General features: G+C 65.0%; 12 protein-coding genes. 6 read left to right on the forward strand and 6 right to left on the reverse strand.

The genetic code is table 11. From position 1 onward, the window contains the following. Nucleotides 1–46: 46 nt before the first annotated feature. The 4 genes from VWZ81_RS08965 to VWZ81_RS08980 all read right to left on the reverse strand — a co-directional run bounded on the left by VWZ81_RS08965 (nucleotide 47) and on the right by VWZ81_RS08980 (nucleotide 7,824). A complete protein-coding gene (locus VWZ81_RS08965) occupies nucleotides 47–2,554 on the reverse strand; it encodes a GcvT family protein (RefSeq protein WP_416543000.1) in 2,508 nt (835 codons plus the stop codon). A gap of 643 nt (nucleotides 2,555–3,197) precedes the next feature. Next, nucleotides 3,198–4,601 (reverse strand): FAD-binding oxidoreductase, encoded by a 1,404-nt coding sequence (locus VWZ81_RS08970; protein ID WP_416543001.1) that lies wholly within the window; start codon nucleotides 4,599–4,601, stop codon nucleotides 3,198–3,200. Between the two features lie 193 nt (nucleotides 4,602–4,794). Then, nucleotides 4,795–6,597: a gamma-glutamyltransferase gene (gene ggt, locus VWZ81_RS08975; RefSeq protein WP_416543002.1), complete on the reverse strand. Its 1,803-nt coding sequence runs from the start codon at nucleotides 6,595–6,597 to the stop codon at nucleotides 4,795–4,797. Between the two features lie 240 nt (nucleotides 6,598–6,837). Continuing rightward, a complete protein-coding gene (locus VWZ81_RS08980; RefSeq protein ID WP_340547475.1) occupies nucleotides 6,838–7,824 on the reverse strand; it encodes a 2-hydroxyacid dehydrogenase in 987 nt (328 codons plus the stop codon). A gap of 274 nt (nucleotides 7,825–8,098) precedes the next feature. Here VWZ81_RS08980 and VWZ81_RS08985 point away from each other — a divergent pair, with 274 nt between their 5' ends. Continuing rightward, nucleotides 8,099–8,584, forward strand: a complete 486-nt coding sequence (locus VWZ81_RS08985) for an SH3 domain-containing protein (protein WP_340547537.1) — start codon at nucleotides 8,099–8,101, stop codon at nucleotides 8,582–8,584. Nucleotides 8,585–8,596: 12 nt separating this feature from the next. Here the strand turns inward: VWZ81_RS08985 and VWZ81_RS08990 are convergent, their stop codons facing one another. Then, on the reverse strand, nucleotides 8,597–11,215 hold the full coding sequence (locus VWZ81_RS08990; protein WP_416543003.1) for an AAA family ATPase: 2,619 nt from the start codon (nucleotides 11,213–11,215) through the stop codon (nucleotides 8,597–8,599). After that, a complete protein-coding gene (locus VWZ81_RS08995) occupies nucleotides 11,212–12,345 on the reverse strand; it encodes a metallophosphoesterase family protein (RefSeq protein ID WP_416543004.1) in 1,134 nt (377 codons plus the stop codon). Before VWZ81_RS08995 ends, VWZ81_RS08990 begins: the two co-directional genes overlap by 4 nt. A 219-nt stretch (nucleotides 12,346–12,564) precedes the next feature. Here VWZ81_RS08995 and VWZ81_RS09000 point away from each other — a divergent pair, with 219 nt between their 5' ends. From VWZ81_RS09000 to VWZ81_RS09020, 5 genes are all read left to right on the forward strand, one after another. Beyond that, nucleotides 12,565–13,230 (forward strand): GntR family transcriptional regulator, encoded by a 666-nt coding sequence (locus VWZ81_RS09000; RefSeq protein WP_416540915.1) that lies wholly within the window; start codon nucleotides 12,565–12,567, stop codon nucleotides 13,228–13,230. A 98-nt stretch (nucleotides 13,231–13,328) separates the two neighbouring features. Beyond that, nucleotides 13,329–14,348, forward strand: coding sequence for an ABC transporter substrate-binding protein (locus tag VWZ81_RS09005; protein ID WP_416540916.1), 1,020 nt, complete (start codon nucleotides 13,329–13,331; stop codon nucleotides 14,346–14,348). Between the two features lie 99 nt (nucleotides 14,349–14,447). Further along, on the forward strand, nucleotides 14,448–15,215 hold the full coding sequence (locus VWZ81_RS09010; RefSeq protein ID WP_416540917.1) for an ABC transporter ATP-binding protein: 768 nt from the start codon (nucleotides 14,448–14,450) through the stop codon (nucleotides 15,213–15,215). Then, entirely contained in the window at nucleotides 15,208–16,056 is an 849-nt protein-coding gene (locus VWZ81_RS09015; RefSeq protein WP_416537557.1) for an ABC transporter permease, read from the forward strand. The genes VWZ81_RS09010 and VWZ81_RS09015 overlap by 8 nt, the downstream gene beginning before the upstream one ends. Nucleotides 16,057–16,385: 329 nt before the next feature. Continuing rightward, on the forward strand, nucleotides 16,386–18,602 hold the full coding sequence (locus VWZ81_RS09020; RefSeq protein ID WP_416543005.1) for an NADP-dependent isocitrate dehydrogenase: 2,217 nt from the start codon (nucleotides 16,386–16,388) through the stop codon (nucleotides 18,600–18,602). The last annotated feature ends 78 nt before the right edge of the window (nucleotides 18,603–18,680 follow it).

An 18,680-nucleotide genomic window follows, 5' to 3' on the forward strand; every position in this document is an offset into this window, starting at 1 on the left:
AGCCCCGGCACAATGGCCGGGGCTTTCTCATCTCTTCCGTCAGACCTTAGCCATTCATGCGGATGGTTTCGTTCTTTGGATCATAGGGGCTGTCGCAGGTGACAACCGCATCCCACAGCTTGTCCTGGATCTTCACCTTCAGCTTGGTGCCTTCCACCGCGTGCTCAGGCTTTACGTAGCCCATGCCGATGGATTTCTCGAAGGCCACCGAATAGCCGCCGGAGGTCAGGCGGCCTACACGGGTGCCGTCCTCGGCATAAAGCGCCTCGCGGCCCCAGGGATCGGCATCGGCGGGGCCGTCGATCAGCAGGGTGCAGCATTTCACGCGGACGCCGGTCTCAACCAGCTTGTCCTTGCCGTGGAAGTCCTTCTCCAGATCGACAAAGCGCGGCAGGTCGGCTTCCAGCGGGGTCGCGTCGCGGCCCAGTTCGTTGCCGAAGGCGCGGTAGGATTTCTCCTGCCGCAGCCAGTTCTGGGCGCGCGCGCCGACCAGCTTCATGCCATGCTTCTCGCCCGCCTTCTCCAAGAGGTCGAACAGGTAGTTCTGCATCTCGATCGGGTGATGCAGCTCCCAGCCCAGCTCACCGGTGTAGGCCACGCGGATCGCATTGACCGGGCACATGCCCAGTTCGATCTGACGGGCCGACAGCCAGGGGAAGCGCTTGTTGGACAGTGCGGTTTCCGGATCGGCGTCGACGATCACCTCTTTCAGCACATCGCGGGATTTCGGGCCTGCGATGGCGAAGACGCCCCACTGGGTGGTCACGTCCTGGATCTCGATGTAGCCGAACTCCTCCATCTTGTCCTCGGCCGCCTTGCGCAGGAAGTCGGCGTCATATTCGGACCAGGCACCGGCGGAGACCAGATAGTAGTTGTTCTCGCCGTTGCGCACGATGGTGTATTCGGTGCGGGTGGTGCCGAAAGCTGTCAGCGCATAGGTCAAGTTGATGCGGCCGATCTTCGGCAGCTTGTTGCAGGTGAACCAGTCGAGGAACTGGGTCGCACCGGGCCCCTTTACGACATGCTGGGTAAAGGCGGTTGCATCCACCAGACCAACGCCTTCGCGGATGGCCTTGGCTTCGTCCACAGCGTGCTGCCACCATTTGCCACGACGGAAAGAGCGGCTTTCCTCGTCAAAATTGTCGGGTGCATCCAGCGGGCCGAAGTAGTTCGGGCGTTCCCAGCCGTTGACCCAGCCGAACTGTGCGCCGCGCGCTTTCTGGCGCTCATATGCGGGCGCGGTGCGCAGCGGGCGGGCTGCCGGGCGCTCTTCATCCGGGTGATGCAGGATGTAGACGTGCTCATAGCACTCTTCGTTCTTGCGCGCGGCGAACTCGGTGGTCATCCAGTTGGAGGAGTAGCGTTTCGGGTCAAGCGACGCCATGTCGATCTCGGCCTCGCCGTCCACCATCATCTGCGCCAGGTAGTAGCCGGTGCCGCCGGCGGCGGTGATGCCGAAGGAGAAGCCCTCAGCCAGCCACATGTTGCGCAGGCCCGGTGCCGGGCCAACCAGCGGGTTGCCATCGGGGGTGTAGCAGATCGGGCCGTTGAAATCATCCTTCAGGCCGCTTTCGGCGCAGGAGGGCACGCGTTCCGCCATCGCCATATACTGGTCGGCAATCCGGTCTAGATCCAGCGGGAACAGGTCGGCGCGGAAGCTGTCGGGCACGCCATGCTCAAAGCGCGCGGGCGCGCCGTGCTCATAGATGCCAAGGATCCAGCCGCCGCGCTCTTCGCGGGCGTAGGATTCATTGTCGGCGTCGCGGATCACCGGGTGCTCGGGGTTGCCGGCTTCGCGCCATTTGACCAGCTCGGGGTCCTTGTCCATGACGATGAAGGTGTGCTCGACCGGGATCGCAGGCATCTTGATGCCCAGCATCTTGGCGGTGCGCTGTGCGTGGTTGCCGGAGGCAGTCACGACATGCTCGGCGGTGATCACGACCTGCTCGTCGCTCTCCACCAGGTTGCCGCCTTTTTCGATCATCTTGGTGCAGGTGACTTCCCAGTGGGTGCCGGTCCAGTGGAAGGCATCGGCCTGCAGCTTGCGGTGGATCTCGACGCCGCGCTGACGGGCGCCCTTGGCCATCGCCTGGGTCACGTCTGCCGGGTTAATGTAGCCGTCTTCGGTGTGGTAGATCGCGCCTTTCAGGTCGCCGGTCTCGATCAGCGGCCAGCGCTCCTTGATCTGATCCGGGGTCAGCCACTCATAGGCCACGTCACAGGTCTCTGCGGTGGAGGCATAGAGCATGTATTCGTCCATGCGCTCCTGGGTCTGCGCCATGCGCAGGTTGCCCACCACGGCGAAACCTGCGTTCAGGCCGGTTTCCTCTTCCAGGGTCTTGTAGAAATCGACCGAGTACTTGTGGATGTGGGTGGTCGCATAGGACATGTTGAACAGCGGCAGCAGGCCGGCTGCGTGCCAGGTCGAGCCGGAGGTCAGCTCATCCCGCTCGATCAGCATGACATCGTCCCAGCCTGCCTTGGCGAGGTGATAGGCAATGGATGTCCCGACGGCACCACCGCCGACGACCAATGCTTTGACTTGGGTTTTCATGGGCCCGCTCTCCGGAAAATGATGACTCGTTTGCAGGGAGTTATGCCCCGCCTGCAAATTCCGCGCCAAATCCATCCGACCCAAAACATAACAAAACCGACCTAGCATCGCCCTGAATGCAGGTTTCTGCCCACCCCCTGTCGGTTTTCGCGGTCATGGCCGCGATTTGCCTCTTTGGGTTTGCACAGGCCGCGATGCGCATGGATATGGTCCGGTCGGGGCATTGCCCTGCCGGAGTGTCCTTTTCTTGTTCTCTGCTGCGGCTGTTTGGTCGGTGGTGATATCCGGCCAGAACAAAGAGCAATAACAAGTGGCGGCGCCGCCAGAAGCGGAGGCGGGACGGAGCGCTCTGCCCCGCACGCAAAAAATCGTCTGTGCGTGCCCATGCCAATGGGCCCTGTTCCATGGTGCCGGGGGTGTCAGGCCCGGCGGTGATCGCGATCAGCTCAGATCCTGCCATTGCGCCATTGAGCAAAGGTAAGCCGACCGTGCGGCGGCTTCGCAACGGGCCAACTTCTGCCCCTGCGAGGGCAGCGCCGTGAGTATTTCAGCAAAGGTGACAGAGCGAGGTCCATCCCGTCACCTTTCTCCAAATACTCAAATTCCGCCGCCAGCCCGGCGCGGTGGCGGCGGCGGGCGGTCCTCAGATCTCCAGTATCTTGCCGGGATTGAGGATATTTTCCGGGTCCAGCGCCGCCTTGATCGCAGCCATATAGCGGGTGGTCTCGCCCAGTTCCTGCGTCAGATAGGGGCGTTTGCCCTGTCCGATGCCATGTTCGCCGGTGCAGGTGCCCTCCATCGAGATCGCCAGCTCATTGAGCCAGCCCACATAGGCATCGGCTTTTTCGCGTTCTTCTGCGCTGTCCATGTCGATCAGCAACAGCGCGTGGAAATTGCCGTCGCCGACATGGCCCACCATCGGTGCCAGAAGCCCCATCTCCTCGGCCTTTGAGCGCGCGGCGCTGACACATTCCGCCAGTTTCGAGATTGGCACGCAGACATCGGTGGAGATCCCCTTGGCACCGGGGCGCAGCTGCAGGCAGGCCCAGTACATATCGTGGCGCGCCTGCCAGAGCTTGCTGCGGTCCTCCGCCGTTGAGGTGGCCGCGATGTCAAAGCCGCCGTACTCCTCGGCGATGGTGGCAAACATGTCGCTCTGCTCAACCACACCGGCCTCGGAGCCGTGGAATTCCAGCAACAGCAGCGGCATTTCCGGCAGGTCGAGACCGGAATAGGCATTGGCCGCCTGCACGCTGAGCGCATCCAGCAGTTCGATGCGGGCGACGGGAATGCCGTATTGGATGGTCATCATCACCGCACGACAGGCATCATCGACGCTGCGAAAGGCGCAGCGGGCCGAGCGGATCACCTCCGGGATGCCCTGCAGACGCAGGGTGAGTTCGGTGATCAGACCCAAAGTGCCTTCGGAGCCAACCAGAAGCCGTGTCATGTCATAGCCGGCCGAGGATTTCCTGGCGCGCTGAGCGGTGCGGATCACCCCGCCGTCGGCCATCACCGCCTCAAGCGCCAGCACATTGTCCTTCATGGTGCCATAGCGCACTGCGTTGGTGCCCGAGGCGCGCGTTGCGGCCATACCGCCGAGCGAGGCATTGGCGCCGGGATCAATGGGGAAGAACAGGCCCTGATCGCGCAGATAGGTGTTGAGCTGTTCGCGGGTGACGCCGGGCTGCACCACCACATCCAGATCCTCGGCATGGACGGCAAGGATCTGATCCATCCGCATCATGTCGATGCAGATGCCCCCGGCGGGGGCGTTTACGTGCCCCTCAAGCGAGGTGCCGGTGCCATAGGGGATGACCGGCACGCCGTGGTCCGCGCAGATCTTTACGATCTCGGCCACCTCGGCGGTGGAGGTGGGAAAGACGACCGCATCCGGCGCCTGATTGCTGATCCAGGTGGTGGTGTGGCCGTGCTGTTCGCGGATCGCCTGCCCGGTCTGTAGCTGTGTGCCAAAGCGCGCCTTCAACGCGTCAATGACGGCGGCAATCCCGGCGTCGTTGCGCGGCAGTCTTGTCGCTTGCACCATGGTTCAGTCTCCCCCCGTTCAGCGGCCGGGGCTGACGCCCGGACCTGTCACCTGTCAACCTAAGGTCGGCGCGCGGGCCCGGACAATACCCAGAACAGGGTAGGTGCGGGATTATCCGCAAAAGACAACGCCCGCCCCGGTGTCCGGAGCGGGCGCGCAGTGTGCGGCCCTGAGCTGAGGCCCGGAGAGCCGATCAGCCCCCCAGCGCGATGCCTTCGCGGCGCGGATCTGCGCCGCCTTTCAGCCCGTCACCGATCTCGATGGCATGCAGGCCGGAGGTCAGATCGCGGGCGTTGACCTCAAACCCCATATCCATCAGCGGCTGGGCCATCTCCTCGGCGCTGGTGCCGGCCTCGACATCATAGGTGCCAAAGCGGTTCACCGCATGGGGCAGTGCCACGGCCTGCTGCACATCCATGCCCCAATCCGCCCAGGCGACGATGGTCTTGGCGACATAGCCGATGATGCGGCTGCCGCCGGGGGAGCCGATGGCCAGAGCGGGCTTGCCGTCCTTCAGCACGATGGTGGGCGCCATCGAGGAGCGTGGGCGCTTGCCCGGTTCCAGCCGGTTGGCAATCGGCACGCCGTCGCTGTGGGTGCGGAAGGAGAAATCGGTGAGCTCGTTATTCAGCAGGAACCCAGCCGCCATCAGCCGCGAGCCAAAGCCGTTTTCAATGGTCGTGGTCATCGACAGAACATTGCCATACTGGTCGACGATGGAGATATGGGAGGTCGAGGGCAGCTCAATCGACTCATCATCGGCCAGCAGCAGCGCGTGATCGAACTCCGGCGCGCCTGCGTTCACCGCCGGCAGGGCGGCATCGCCCTCAAGCAGGGTTGCGCGGGTCGCGAGGTAATCCGGCGCCACCAGACCCTGCGTGGGCACTGGCACGTAATCGCTGTCGGCCATGTAGCGGCCGCGGTCGGCAAAGGCGAGGCGCGAGGCATCGCCGATCAGGCGCCAGGACTGCGGGTTATCGGCGCCCAGTTCCGCCAGATCATAGTTGCCCAACATGCCGAGGATCTGCCCGACGGTCAGCGCCCCGGATGACGGCGGCCCCATGCCGCAGGCTTCGAACGCGCGGTAGGTGACGCAGACGGCGGGGCGCTCCTTTACCTGATAGAGTGCCAGATCCATCGCCGACAGCACGCCGGGGTTGCCCTCGGCGTTGCGCACCGCATTGGTGATCGCCTCGGCCACCGGGCCGGTGTAGAAACCGCGCGCGCCCTCATCCGCGAGGCGGCGCAGGGTATCGGCATAGGCCGGGTTCTTCAGCGTGCTGCCCACCGCCAGCGGCGTGCCGCCGGGCAGGAAGTAATCGGCGGTATCCGACCAGCGCGACAGCCGGTCGGCGTCATTTTCGATCAGGCCGGCCAACCGGGGGGAGACGGCAAAGCCCTCTTCGGCCAGATCAATCGCGGCGGTGAACAGGCCCGGCCAGGCGGCACGGCCCCAGCGACGATGCGCCGCCTCCAGCAAGGCAGGCGTGCCCGGTGTGCCCACGGACCGGCCCCCGACCACGGCATCGTAGAATTTCAGCGGCTCGCCCGCGTCGTCCTGAAACAGGGTCGGCGTCGCTGCCAGTGGCGCGGTTTCGCGCCCGTCCAATGTCGTGACCTCGCCGCTGGCCGCATCATACCAGACCAGGAACGCGCCACCGCCCAGACCGGAGGATTGCGGCTCAACCAGCCCCAGCACGGTCTGCACCGCAACCATGGCATCGGCAGCGGTGCCGCCTGCGCGCAGCACCTCGGCACCGGCAGCCACCGCATGGGGGTTGGCAGCGGCAATCATCCAGTTCTCGGACTCGACCGGGGTGCCTGCGGATTTGGCCTCAAGGGCGGCGGCGACATCGGCGCTGATGGCCGCAAAGCCGGCATCGGCGGTTTCTGCCGCGCCCTCTGGCGCCACGGCATCCGCCGCTTCCAGCGCCATAAGCGGCAGGGCAGCGCCCAACGTCGTGATCCAAACCCCTGCAATCAGTGTTCGTTTCATCGTCCCTCTCCTCTCGTCTGTGGTGATCTTCTGCGCATGCTGGCATTTCACAGAGCAACCCGGCAATGCTGAGATACCGCCATCGGCGCACAGATGCCTGTGCGTCCGCGACATATTGACATAGGGATAATATTCCGAATCTAAAATACAAACCGGAACACTATTCTAATAATTGAACCTCATTAAGGAAGTTAATCCACCCAGATCGTTAAAGGTGGGCATATTTCCTTCATAAGACCCCTACAGCATGGAGGGGACAACCTGATCTGGTGGTCGGTGGCCGTCCTCGAATGTCTTGATATTCAGCAGAACTTTCTCGCCCATCTCCAGACGTCCCTCAAGCGTGGCGGAGCCCATATGCGGCAGCAGCACGACGTTTTCCAACTCGCGCAATCGCGGGTTGATGTCAGTGCCATGTTCATAGACGTCGAGACCGGCGCCGGCGATTTCACCGGAGCGCAACATACGGGTCAGCGCGTGTTCGTCGATCACTTCCCCGCGCGAGGTGTTCACGATCACCGCATCGGGCTTCATCAGTTTCAGCCGCCGTGCGTTCATCAGATGAAAGGTCGAGGGCGTCGAGGGGCAGTTGATCGACAGCACGTCCATGCGGGCCACCATCTGATCGAGGCTCTCCCAATAGGTGGCTTCAAAGCGCTCTTCGATCTCCGGGCGCAGGCGTCGGCGGTTGTGGTAATGGACCTGCATACCAAAGGCCGCGGCCCGTTTGGCCACCGCCTGCCCGATGCTGCCCATGCCCAGAATGCCCAGACGCCGCCCGGCCAGCCGCCCGCCGAGCAGGGCGGTGGGCGACCAGCCCTGCCAGTCGCCTTTCTGCATGATCGCAAGCCCTTCGGGGATTCGGCGGGTCACCGCCATGATCAGCGCCATTGCCATATCGGCGGTATCATCGGTCAGCACGCCGGGCGTGTTGGACACCAGTACTCCCCGCTGGCGCGCAGTGGCCACATCAATGTGATCGACCCCCGCGCCATAGTTAGCGATCAGTTTCAGACGCTCACCGGCCTGCGCCAGCAAGGCGGCATCTATGGTGTCGGTCACGGTTGGAACCAGCACATCGGCGTCCTTCATCGCGGTGGCCAGCTCGGCGCGGGTCATCGGCGTGTCGTCCTCGCGCAGACGCACATCGAACAATTCGCTCAACCGGGTTTCGACCGGCTCCGGCAACCGTCGCGTAACGACAACACTCAGACGTTCTCTTGCCACTGCTGCTCTCCCTCGGCTTTGCAATCTCTCTGGCCTCATGGCATCGTGGCGCAGGACGCGGGCAGGCACAAGAACCCATCCCGCCCTCCGGCCTCTCTGACGCGGCTTTCTTTTTCCCGATGATCGGCACCCGGACATCAGATCAGGGGCAGGTCGGCAAAAAAACGCAGCGCTTTTGGATTGGTCAGGCAGGTAACAGGCAGCGACAATAAGAAGCGAGCAGGCAGTGAAAATTTCGGCATCATATCTGCGGTCCCGGCTGGCCGTGGTCGGCATGATCCTGATTGGCGTGACCGGTGCGGTGGCCCCTGCCCCCGGCCATGCCCGTGACGAACGCGGGCCGGTGACCAACCTGCCCCTGCCCCGGTTCGTGTCGATGAAGGCTGCCGAGGGCAATGTGCGCCGGGGTCCGTCGCTGACGCATAAGATCGACTGGGTGTTCAAGCGGCGCGGGATGCCGCTGGAGATCACCGCCGAATACGGGCACTGGCGCCGCGTGCGTGATCGCGACGGGGCCGGCGGCTGGGTTCATTATGCGCTGCTGTCAGGGTCACGCACCGTGCTGATCGAAGAGGACATGCTGACGGTCCATGCCCGCCCGGACCCCAACGCCCCTGTGACCGCCGCCTTTGAGCTGGGTGTGGTGGCGCGGCTGGGCAAATGCGACATCAGCTGGTGTTCAATCTCTGCCGGTGGCTATCGCGGCTGGGCGCCCAAGGAAAAGCTCTGGGGGGTGGCCCCGGATGAGCTGCGCGACTGAGCCATCAGCCCGTCAGTCGCGGCGGGCGGCGGGGCGGATCGCAAGGCTGGTGCCGCCCAGTTCGCGAAAGCTCTTCTGACGGCAGGAAAACACCAGAATTTGCAGATCATTGGCCTGTAGTGTCAGCGCGTCAAACAGCGCCTCGATGCGGGCATCGTCGGTATAGGCCAGCGCATCATCCAGAATGACCGGGATGCCGCGCCCGGATTTCGCCAGGAGCCGGGCAAAGGCCAGCCGCACCATCAGCGCCAATTGTTCCTGTGTGCCACCGGAGAGCTGGGTCAGCTGCTCCTCTGCGGCGCCGCGCGCCAGCTGGCTGGGCAGCACGCTGTCGGCATCAACCTGCACCTGTGCCTCCGGCCAGAGCCTACGCAGCAGCGGCGTCAGCTCGGCCATCAACGGCCCCAGATATTGCGCCTGCGCGCCTGCCTGCGCGGCTTCCAGCGCCTGATCCAGACGGCGCAGGGTGGCCACTTCGAAATGCAGCGCCGCCAGCGTGGTTTCGGCAACCGCCAGCTGATCGGTGACCTCGGCCAGTTCTTCCTCCACCGCGTGGCTGGCATGGGCGCTGACACGCGCGTCCAGAACCGCCAGATCGCGCGCCAGCGCCTGCAGGCGAGCCTGCGCCGTCTCGACCACCGAACGGGCACGCTGGCAGGCCGCCTGAGCCTGTTCCAGATCCGGGGCCTCGGCGGTCAGGCGGGCCTCTTCGGCGCGGGCCTCGGCCACGGCCTGCTCCAGCGCGGGCAGCCCGGAGCGGAGGGTTGCCAGCTCTGCCGTGGCCGCCTCGGCATCTCCCAGCGCCACGGTGGCGCGGGCCAGCTCGGCCTCGGCAGCCTCGGCATGGGCCAGCGCGCCATGGGCCTCTTTCTGAGCGGCGGCCTCCTCGGTGCGGCGCTGTGCAAGTGTGGCATCTGCGGCCAGTTCGCCAGCCTCGGCCCCGGCCTGCGCCGCGTCCAGGTCGGCCCGGTCCGGCTCGGCCTCGCCCTCCGCATCGGCCTGCCCATCCGACCCAACCGGCAAGGCTGCGATCGCCGCGACCAACGCTTCGCGCCCCTCCGGCGCGAGCGCCCGCTGGGTGGCCTCGCCCTCTTTCAGGCGGGCCGTTGCGGCATTGCGGGCATGATGCGCCCTGCGGGCCTGTTCCAGCGTTTCAAAACCCTGAACGGCCAGAGCCCGCGCCAGGGCGGTTTCGGCCTCGGACAATGCGCCGCTATCGCTGCCGCGCGCGGGATGCAGGGTCACGGTGGCAAGGCCCGGGATCTCCAGCCTGCCGCCATCGGGCAGGGCCACCTCTGCCCCCTCGTGCAGCGGTTCACCGTCAAGGCTCAGCCGCGCCTCGGCGCCGGGCAGATAGGCAACGCTGAGTGCGGCAGCGGAGGCGGCGCGGGCGTGGCGGGCCAGAGCAACCGACTGTGCCAGATCTTCCAGCCGGGCCATCGCCGCGGCTGTGACAGCCTCCTTGGCCAGCTGGCGATCACCCACCAGATCTGCCTCTAGCGCATCGAACTGGGCCAGACGCTCGGTCAGCTCGGCACGGCGCAATTGAGCCTGCTGCGCAGCCTCGGCGCGCAGGGCGGCGGCGATGGATTTGCGGATCGCGGCAACGGCATCGCGCGCCTTGGCGGCGGCGAGTTCGGCGGATTTCAACTGTGCGGCGGCCTGTTCGGCGGTGCGGGCGGCGTCCTCCCGCCGCTCCGTTGCCTGCGCAAGCGCCTTGCTGGCGCGGGCATGATCCGCGAGGCGCGCCGTCTGGGTTTCGATCCGCGCCGCCTGCCCGTCGCGGCGCGACAGCGCCAGATCAAGCGCGCGGCGAGCCTGTTCGCATTGCTCTCGGTGCCGCTTGGCGGCAACCAGCGCGGCTTCGGCAGCTTTCAGCCGGGACTGGCGGGCTGCGGTTTCCTGTGGTGCGGAGAGATCGGCCTGTTCACGGCGCAGCAGCTGGCGCTGGTCCAGCAGCTGGCGCAGATCGGCGACCTGCCCTGCCAGAGTGTCGCGCTGTTCAGCCAGCGCCGCCACGCGGGCCTCGGCCTCGGCCAGCGGGCCGCCCTTGCGGGCACCGCGACTGGTCACCAGCCGGTCCAGATCGGCGCGCAGGCGGCGGCGCAGGCTCTCCATCTGCTGACCGCCGGTCACCGCCTCGACCTCGCCGCTGAGCGAAGACATCAGATCGCGCCGCGCCTCCAGCGTGTCCTTGGCATCGGCAAAATCGGTCAGCCCCTGTCGCAGCCAGAGCATCCCCACCGGGCCGTCCTTTGGCGGTGCAATGAGGTCGCGCAGCCAGGCCTCGGCGGCATCGGCCTGATGCAGCAGCGCGCCCTCCCGCCAGATCCGCGCGGTGCCCTTGCCGGAGGCTTTGGTAAAGGTCTTGGCGATGCGGTAGTGGCTGCCCTGATGGGTCAGCTCGACCTCCACCTCCGGGTCGCCGCCGGCATAGGGGGCCAGCGCGCGCACGTCCTTGTCCCAGGATTTCGCGTCCTTGAAAAACAGCGCCTGAAGCGCGTCGAAGATGGTGGATTTACCCTGCTCATTAGGCGCGCTCAGCAGGTTGAGACCGGGGCCGATGCCGGTGATTTCAACCGGATCGACAAAGCGGCGCACATTGGTCAGGCGAACGGCCGTCAGCTTCATTCCGCGCCCTCCTGCACCGCCGCATAAAGCCGGTTCAGCGCCGCTGCGGCCACGTCGCGGTCGTCCTGCGCCAGCGCGCTGTTCCGGCTTTCCGCCATCAGGGTTTCGGCGGCGACCCGCAGTGCGCCGGCGGTGGCGATCTGGTCCAGATCCTCGGCCCGGTGTTCGATCCGCAGCGCCTCCTCGTCGAGGCTGAGATGGCAGAAGGCCGGGGCCTGCTCGGCCACGAAACGCCGCAGCTGCATATGCTGATCGGCGGTGACCCAGCCCCGCGCGCGCAGGCGGATCAGACAGTCGGGCCAGTCCGGCGGATCGGCGGGCAGCGCGGCCCTGATCAGGGCGGTGATATCCTGCCCCGGAGCCAGATCCAGCGCCAGCTCCTGCCAGTGGTACTGGCCGATCTCGATCTGGCGCAGCTGTGGTGGCTGACCCGGCCCCGGCAGATCCACCAGCAGGCAGCTGCCGCGGCCCGGATGTTTGAAGCGGTCCCGTTCCGGCGTGCCGGGATAGCGGCTATGGGCATTGAGGGTAAAATCGCCATGCCAGTCGCCAAGCGCCAGATAATCCAGCCGCGCGCTGCTGGCGCGGGTGGTGGCGATGGTCTCGGCACCGTTCTGGTCGCGGTCGAAATCGAGCACTGCGCCATGGGCCAGCCCGATGCGCAGGTAGCCCTCGGGCGTCTCGGCGCTCTCCATCCAAATAGTGCGATCCTGACCGGCAAAACGATGCTGACAGGGGGCGGGCAACAGCGTGGCACCGGGAGCCATCTCGACCGGGTCGGGCTGCATCAGCAGATGGACATTGTCCGGCGCATGGCGCGCCATCTCCGCCCAGAGCGGCTCGGCCGCGCCGCTGTCGTGATTGCCGGGGATGATCCACCACTGCACCGGCTCGGCGGCGGCCATTGCGGCCAGCGCCTGCCGGATCACCCGCGCCGAGGGGGTTTCGGTGTCAAAGAGATCCCCCGCAATCAGCACATGTTCCGCGCCCTGCTCTGCCGCCGTCTGCGCCAGCCGGGGCAGGATCCCCTGCCGGGCCTGTTGCAGCGCGGCGCGGGTTTCCTCATCGAACTGGCCAAAGCGTTTGCCCAGGTGCAGATCGGAGGTGTGCAGCAGGCGCAGGCTGGTCATGCGGAATGGGTCCTCTGGTGGTGGGCTTCACAGGTGAGTGACGTGCAGAAGTGACAGAGCTGCGCCGGGGCGTCAACGCGGGTCTGCACGGCGGGCTCAGGGCAGGTGTCTGGCGGTCGGCAGGCTGGCGGCGGGCAGCCACGCGGCGGGCAGAAGGATTGACAGACCCGCAATCACCCGGCAAAAATATTGGAGATTTTCCAAAATAGGGATCAAAGCATGTTTGGTCGGCGCCCCCGCTCGGAGGAAGATACGGTTGTCGCCGTGCTGGCGGCAGCGCTGCGGCGGGATATTTCCTTTGGCGTGCTGCGCCCGGACCAGAAGCTGAAGATCGAAGCGCTGCGCCAGAGCTATGGCGGCTCCAACCATTCGATGCGCGAGACCCTGCGGATGCTCAGTGCCGAGGGGCTGGTGGAGGCCACCGCCCAGCGCGGTTTTCGCGTCACCTCGGCGACCGAGGATGATCTGCGGGACATTCTGTTCATGCGACTGGAGGTGGAACGGCTGGGCCTGAGGATGGGGCTGGAGCGCGGCAACGTCCAGTGGGAGGGCCGGGTTCTGGCGGCGCATCACGCGCTGCGCCGCACCGAGGAAGCGCTGGTTGAGGAGGCCAATGACGCGCTGGCGCTGGATTGGGACATGGCCTGCCGAAACTTTGCCGCGGTGCTGGTGGAGGCCGCGCAATCGCCCCGGCTGTCGGATATGCAGCTGAAATTCTACGATCAGTCCCGCCGGTTCCGACTGGCGCAACTGCGCGAGGGGCGGCTCGATTTCGCCACCCGCGCTCGGCAGCAGCAGGCGCTGGTCGAGGCTGTGCTGGCCCGCAATACCGAGGCCGCCATCGCGGCGCTGGAGATCTATGTGACCGGCGATATGGGCGGCTAACCGCGGGCTGCGGTCAACGCGCGCCGGAAACCGAGACTAGATATCAGCGGGCCTGACCGACCCGATGGGACACCAACATAAGAGGGAGGATTTGAGAGATGACCAATTGGACACGCCGCCGCACGCTTGCAGCACTTGGCGGTGCTGCCGCAGCTGCGGGGCTGGCGACACCGGCGCTGGCAAGCAATCGCAAGATCGTGCTGGGGGCGCTGCGCTTTACCAGCCATTCAGCCAGCTTCATCGCGCAGGAGCGCGGATATTTCGCTGATGCGGGCCTTGACGTGGAGCTGCGGTTTTTCCAGGCGGCCTCGCCGATGTCGGTGGCGATTGCCTCGGGCGATGTGGATTATGCGATCACCGCGATGTCGGGCGGGCTGATCTCGCTGGCCGATCGCGGTGCAATCAAGGTGATCGGTGGCGCCTTGTCGGAGGAGCCGGGTATCGACGGGCAGAAGATCCTGGTCTCCGACGCCGCCTATCAGGCCGGGGTCACCAGCCCGGCGGCGCTGGACGGCAAGAGCTTTGGCATGACCACCGCCGGTTCCTCGTTCCACTACATGGGGTCGCGGATGGCGCAGAAGGAAGGTGTCTCGCTGTCCTTCAAGCCGCTGCAAAAGGTCGGTGCGATCATCGGCGCGCTGAAATCAGGGCAGATTGATGCCTGGTCCATCGTGCCTCATATCGCCAAGCCGCTGGCAGGATCGGGCGCTGTGCATATCATCGGTGATGTGGCGGACTATCTGCCTGACTATCAGGTGACGACGGTGTTCACCTCGGCCAGCAATGCCAGCGGTGAGCAGCAGATGACCCGCGATTTCCTGAGCGCCTACAGCCGCGGTGTCTCCGATTACAACGCCACCATGATCGACCGGGCCAGCGGTGATGCAGGCGTCGACCAGATGGTCGATCTGATCCACAAATATGTCTACGCAGATCGCCCCCGCGAGAAAGCCGCCAAGTCGATCATCAATGGCACCATGCGTCTGAACGAAGGGGCGGCGATGAACACCAGATCGCTGGCGGATCAGCTGGCATGGTTCCAGGCCGAAAAGCTGGTGGATGCGGATATCACGCTGGAGACGATCATCGACTCCAGCTACGTCGACACCATCGGCTGATCACCGGACCGGTGACGCACAACTGACTATGCCGGTGACCCAGACCGGCACCAGCGCCGGGGCGGCCTGCCCCGGCCCTCTCATGCGCGGAGCAAGACTATGGATATTCGCCTGTCCGGGGTGGGCCATGCCTATGACGACATCCCGGTCCTACGGGACATCACGCTGGAGATCCCCAGCGGCAAGATCGTCTGTATCGTCGGCCCCTCCGGCTGTGGCAAATCCACCCTCCTGCGGTTCATCGGCGGGTTGGAACGCCCTAGCCAAGGCGAGGTCCTGCAGGTGGGGCAGCCGCCCGAGGGCAGTCTTAATCCGCTGACTTATGTGTTTCAGGATTTTGCCCTGCTGCCATGGCGCACGGTCCGGGGCAATATCAGCCTGGTGCTGGAGGATCACGGCATTCGCGGCGCGGCAGCGGCACGGATCATTGACGATGTTCTGGCGCGCACCAAGCTGAGTGATTTTGCCGAGGCGCTGCCCAAGCAGCTGTCGGGCGGGATGAAACAGCGGGTGGCAATAGCACGGGCGCTTGCCGTGAACCCGGCAGTGATGCTGATGGATGAGCCGCTGTCGGCGCTGGACAGCCAGACCCGCGAACTGCTGATGGATGATCTGGTCGCGCTTTGGACGCGCACGCCCTTCACCGCCGTCTATGTGACCCATAATCTGGCCGAGGCGGTGCGGCTGGGTCATGCCATCGTGGTCTTGTCCCGCCGTCCCGGCCAGATTCGCGAGATCGTGGAACTGGACACACCGCTGGCCGAGCGCGAGTTTGGCGATGCTGAGCTTGAACAGAAACAGAAATACCTGTGGCAGCTGATGCGTGACGAGGCGCGGGCGGCGGATGCGGAGCTGATGAATGTCTGACACCCAATTGGCCGGGGCGCAGCCCGGTAAGACGGCGGGCACCCCCGCAACACCGGCGATCCGCCCGGTTCAGTTTCGCGGCGGCGGCTTTGCCCCCCGCGGCGGGCGCTGGGTGGGCGGGCTGGTCTTTGTGCTGCTGTTGCTTCTGGCCGAACTTGGCACCCGTCAGGGCTGGATTTCCAACCTCACACTGCCGCGCCCCAGCGATGTGCTGGCGACGTTGCAGGAACTCTATGCCACCGGCCTGCTGTGGACCCACGTCAGCGTCTCGCTATCGCGATTGGTCGTGGGCGCGGCCTTGGGGGCCAGCGTCGGTATTGGCGTCGGGCTGATGATCGGGCTGTTTTCCTATGTGCGCGCGGGGCTGGTGCCCTTGGTGGCGGCGCTATTTCCGATCCCGAAGATCGCGCTTTTGCCGCTGTTTGTGATCTGGTTCGGCATTGATGAAGGGTCCAAATATGCGCTGATCGCCTTTGGCACCTTTACGCCCACCGTCGTGGCCACCTATGGCGCGGTGGACAATGTCGACCGCTCGCTGATCCGCATGGGGCAGAGTTTCAACCTGTCATGGCTGTCGATTGTCCGCAAGATCGTGCTGCCGGGGGCGATGCCCGGTATCCTGTCCGGCCTGCGCATCAGCCTGGCGATTGCCATCATCCTGCTGGTGGCCGCTGAAATGCTGGGGGCGGAGCATGGCATTGGTGCGTATATTCTGGAGGCCGGGTCGCTCTATGATCTGGAGCGGCTGTTTGCCGGTGTGGCGATCCTGTCGGTGCTGGGGGTGCTGGTCAGCAGCCTGATCGGGCTGATCGAACGCCACCTGCTGCGCTGGCGCAGCTGAGCGCGACCGAGTCGCGCATGTGACCCGCCCCTGCCTGTCGCAATCGCATAGAATCGAGGCCAATGGCGCCAAAACGCGCCAATAATCTCAAAAGCGCGGCAATCTGCGCCTCACAAAGCCCATGCCGGCAATTGCACCCGCGCGCGACCTGATTTACACGGGGGCCATATGAATGGCTGTTGTCCTTGCGGGCTGCCGGTCTGTCAGACCAGTTCTGACCCAAGATGACCGCCCGCCGCATCCTCACCGGGCAGCAGCACCCCGTCCATCAGGTGCAGCGCCGACCGCTCACCCAAGTTTCCGATATCGCTGAAAAAAGGTTGTGGAATATGGCAGAAAATTCGACCCCCGACATTTTGTATACCATCGTAGACGAAGCCCCCGAGCTGGCCAGCGCCTCTCTGTTGCCGATCATCCGCAGCTTTGCGAATGCGGCGGGCGTCTCCGTCGGGACCAAGGACATTTCGCTGGCGGGCCGCATCCTTGCGACCTTCCCCGAAGCGCTGAGCGACACCCAGCGTCAGAGCAACGATCTGGCCGAACTGGGCGAGCTGGTGAAGACCCCCGAAGCCAATGTCATCAAGCTGCCGAATATCTCGGCCTCGGTGCCGCAGCTGACCGCCGCGATTGCCGAGTTGCAGGCGCAGGGGTTCGACATCCCCGACTATCCGGCGGACCCGGTGACCGATGCGCAAAAAGAGATCCGCGCGCGCTATGACACCATCAAGGGCTCGGCTGTGAACCCGGTGCTGCGCGAAGGCAACTCGGACCGTCGCGCTGCCCGCGCGGTGAAGAACTTTGCCCAGAACAACCCGCATTCGATGGGCAAATGGTCCGCTGACAGCAAGACCAAAGTCTCCTCGATGCCGGGCAATGATTTCTACGCCAACGAAGTCTCCGCCACCATCTCCGCCGCGCAGGCCGGGACCGCGAAGATCGAGTTTGTCGGCAAGGACGGCGCCGTTACCGTGCTGAAGGACAGCTGGCCGCTGGAAGAGGGCACCGTTGCCGATGCAACCTTCATGTCGGCCAAGGCGCTGTCTTCCTTCCTGACGGACGCGATTGAAGACACCAAATCCGATGGCACCATGTTCTCGCTGCATATGAAAGCCACCATGATGAAGGTCTCCGACCCGATCATCTTTGGCCACGCGGTGAAGGCATGGCTGGGCCCGGTCTGGGACAAATACGGCGCTGAAATCGAAGCGGCTGGCGGCTCGGCGAACTCGGGCCTTGGTGCGGTTCTGGCAACCATCGACGGCCTGCCCAATGGCGATGCGATCAAGGCAGAGATCGCCGTGCTGGACCGTCCGTCCATGTATATGGTGGACAGCGACAAGGGCATCACCAACCTGCATGTGCCCTCCGATGTGATCATCGATGCCTCCATGCCTGCGGTGATCCGTGCCGGTGGCAAGGGCTGGGACGAAGCGGGCAACAAGGGCGACACCAACTGCGTGATCCCCGACCGCTGCTATTCCACCGTCTATGACGAGAGCATCAATTTCTTCAAAGCCAATGGTGCGCTCGACGTGACCACCGCAGGCTCCGTCGCCAACGTCGGTCTGATGGCGCAGAAGGCAGAGGAATACGGCTCGCACCCGACCACCTTCGAAGCGGCCGCAGATGGCACCATCCGTATCGTGCTGGCAAATGGCGAGACGCTGCATTCGCACGAGGTCGAGGCCGGTGATATCTGGCGCGCCTGCACCGTGAAAAAGGCCCCGATCGAAAACTGGATCCAGCTGGCGATGGACCGTCAGCGGCTGACCGGCTCCGAGGCGATTTTCTGGCTGGACGCCAACCGCGCCCATGACGCCGAGCTGATCAAATACGTGCAGCCCGTGCTGAACGCAGCTGGCGTGGCCGATAAGTTCCAGATCATGGCGCCGCGCGAAGCCACCCGCCAGAGCCTTGAAACCATCACCGCAGGCAAGGACAGCATCGCCATCACCGGCAACGTGCTGCGCGACTATCTGACCGACCTGTTCCCGATCCTGGAGCTGGGCACCTCGGCCAAGATGCTGTCGATCGTGAAGCTGATGAACGGTGGCGGGTTGTTTGAAACCGGGGCCGGCGGCTCTGCGCCCAAGCACGTGCAGCAGCTGGTTGAAGAAAACCACCTGCGCTGGGACTCGATGGGCGAATTCTGTGCTCTGGGTGAATCGCTGAACTTCCTCGCCGACAGCAAGGGCAACGCCAAGGCTGGCGTACTGGGTGCCGCTGCCGAGGCGGCGACGCAGGGCATTCTGGATCACAACCGCTCGCCCTCGCGCAAGGTGGGTGAGCCGGACAACCGCGCCAGCCACTACTGGTTTGCCCGCTACTGGGCCGAAGCGCTGGCCGCGCAGGGGGATGACGCCGAACTGGCCGCGCATTTCGCGCCCATCGCCGCAGAGCTGGCGGCCAAGGAAGAGCAGATCCTGTCGGAGCTGGCCGAGGTTCAGGGCAAGGCGGTTGATCTGGGCGGCTATTTCCACACCGATCCGGTGAAAACCGCCTCCGTCATGCGCCCCAGCGCCACGCTGAACGGCATTATCGGCTGATCACGCATCGGCGTGTTCGGGCGACATGCTGCCCCTAGACCATAGAAAACGCCCGGAGTGATCCGGGCGTTTTTTTCG

Source organism: Phaeobacter sp. JH20_34 (genome assembly GCF_048056095.1).
In the GTDB taxonomy this organism is placed as follows: domain Bacteria; phylum Pseudomonadota; class Alphaproteobacteria; order Rhodobacterales; family Rhodobacteraceae; genus Phaeobacter; species Phaeobacter bryozoorum.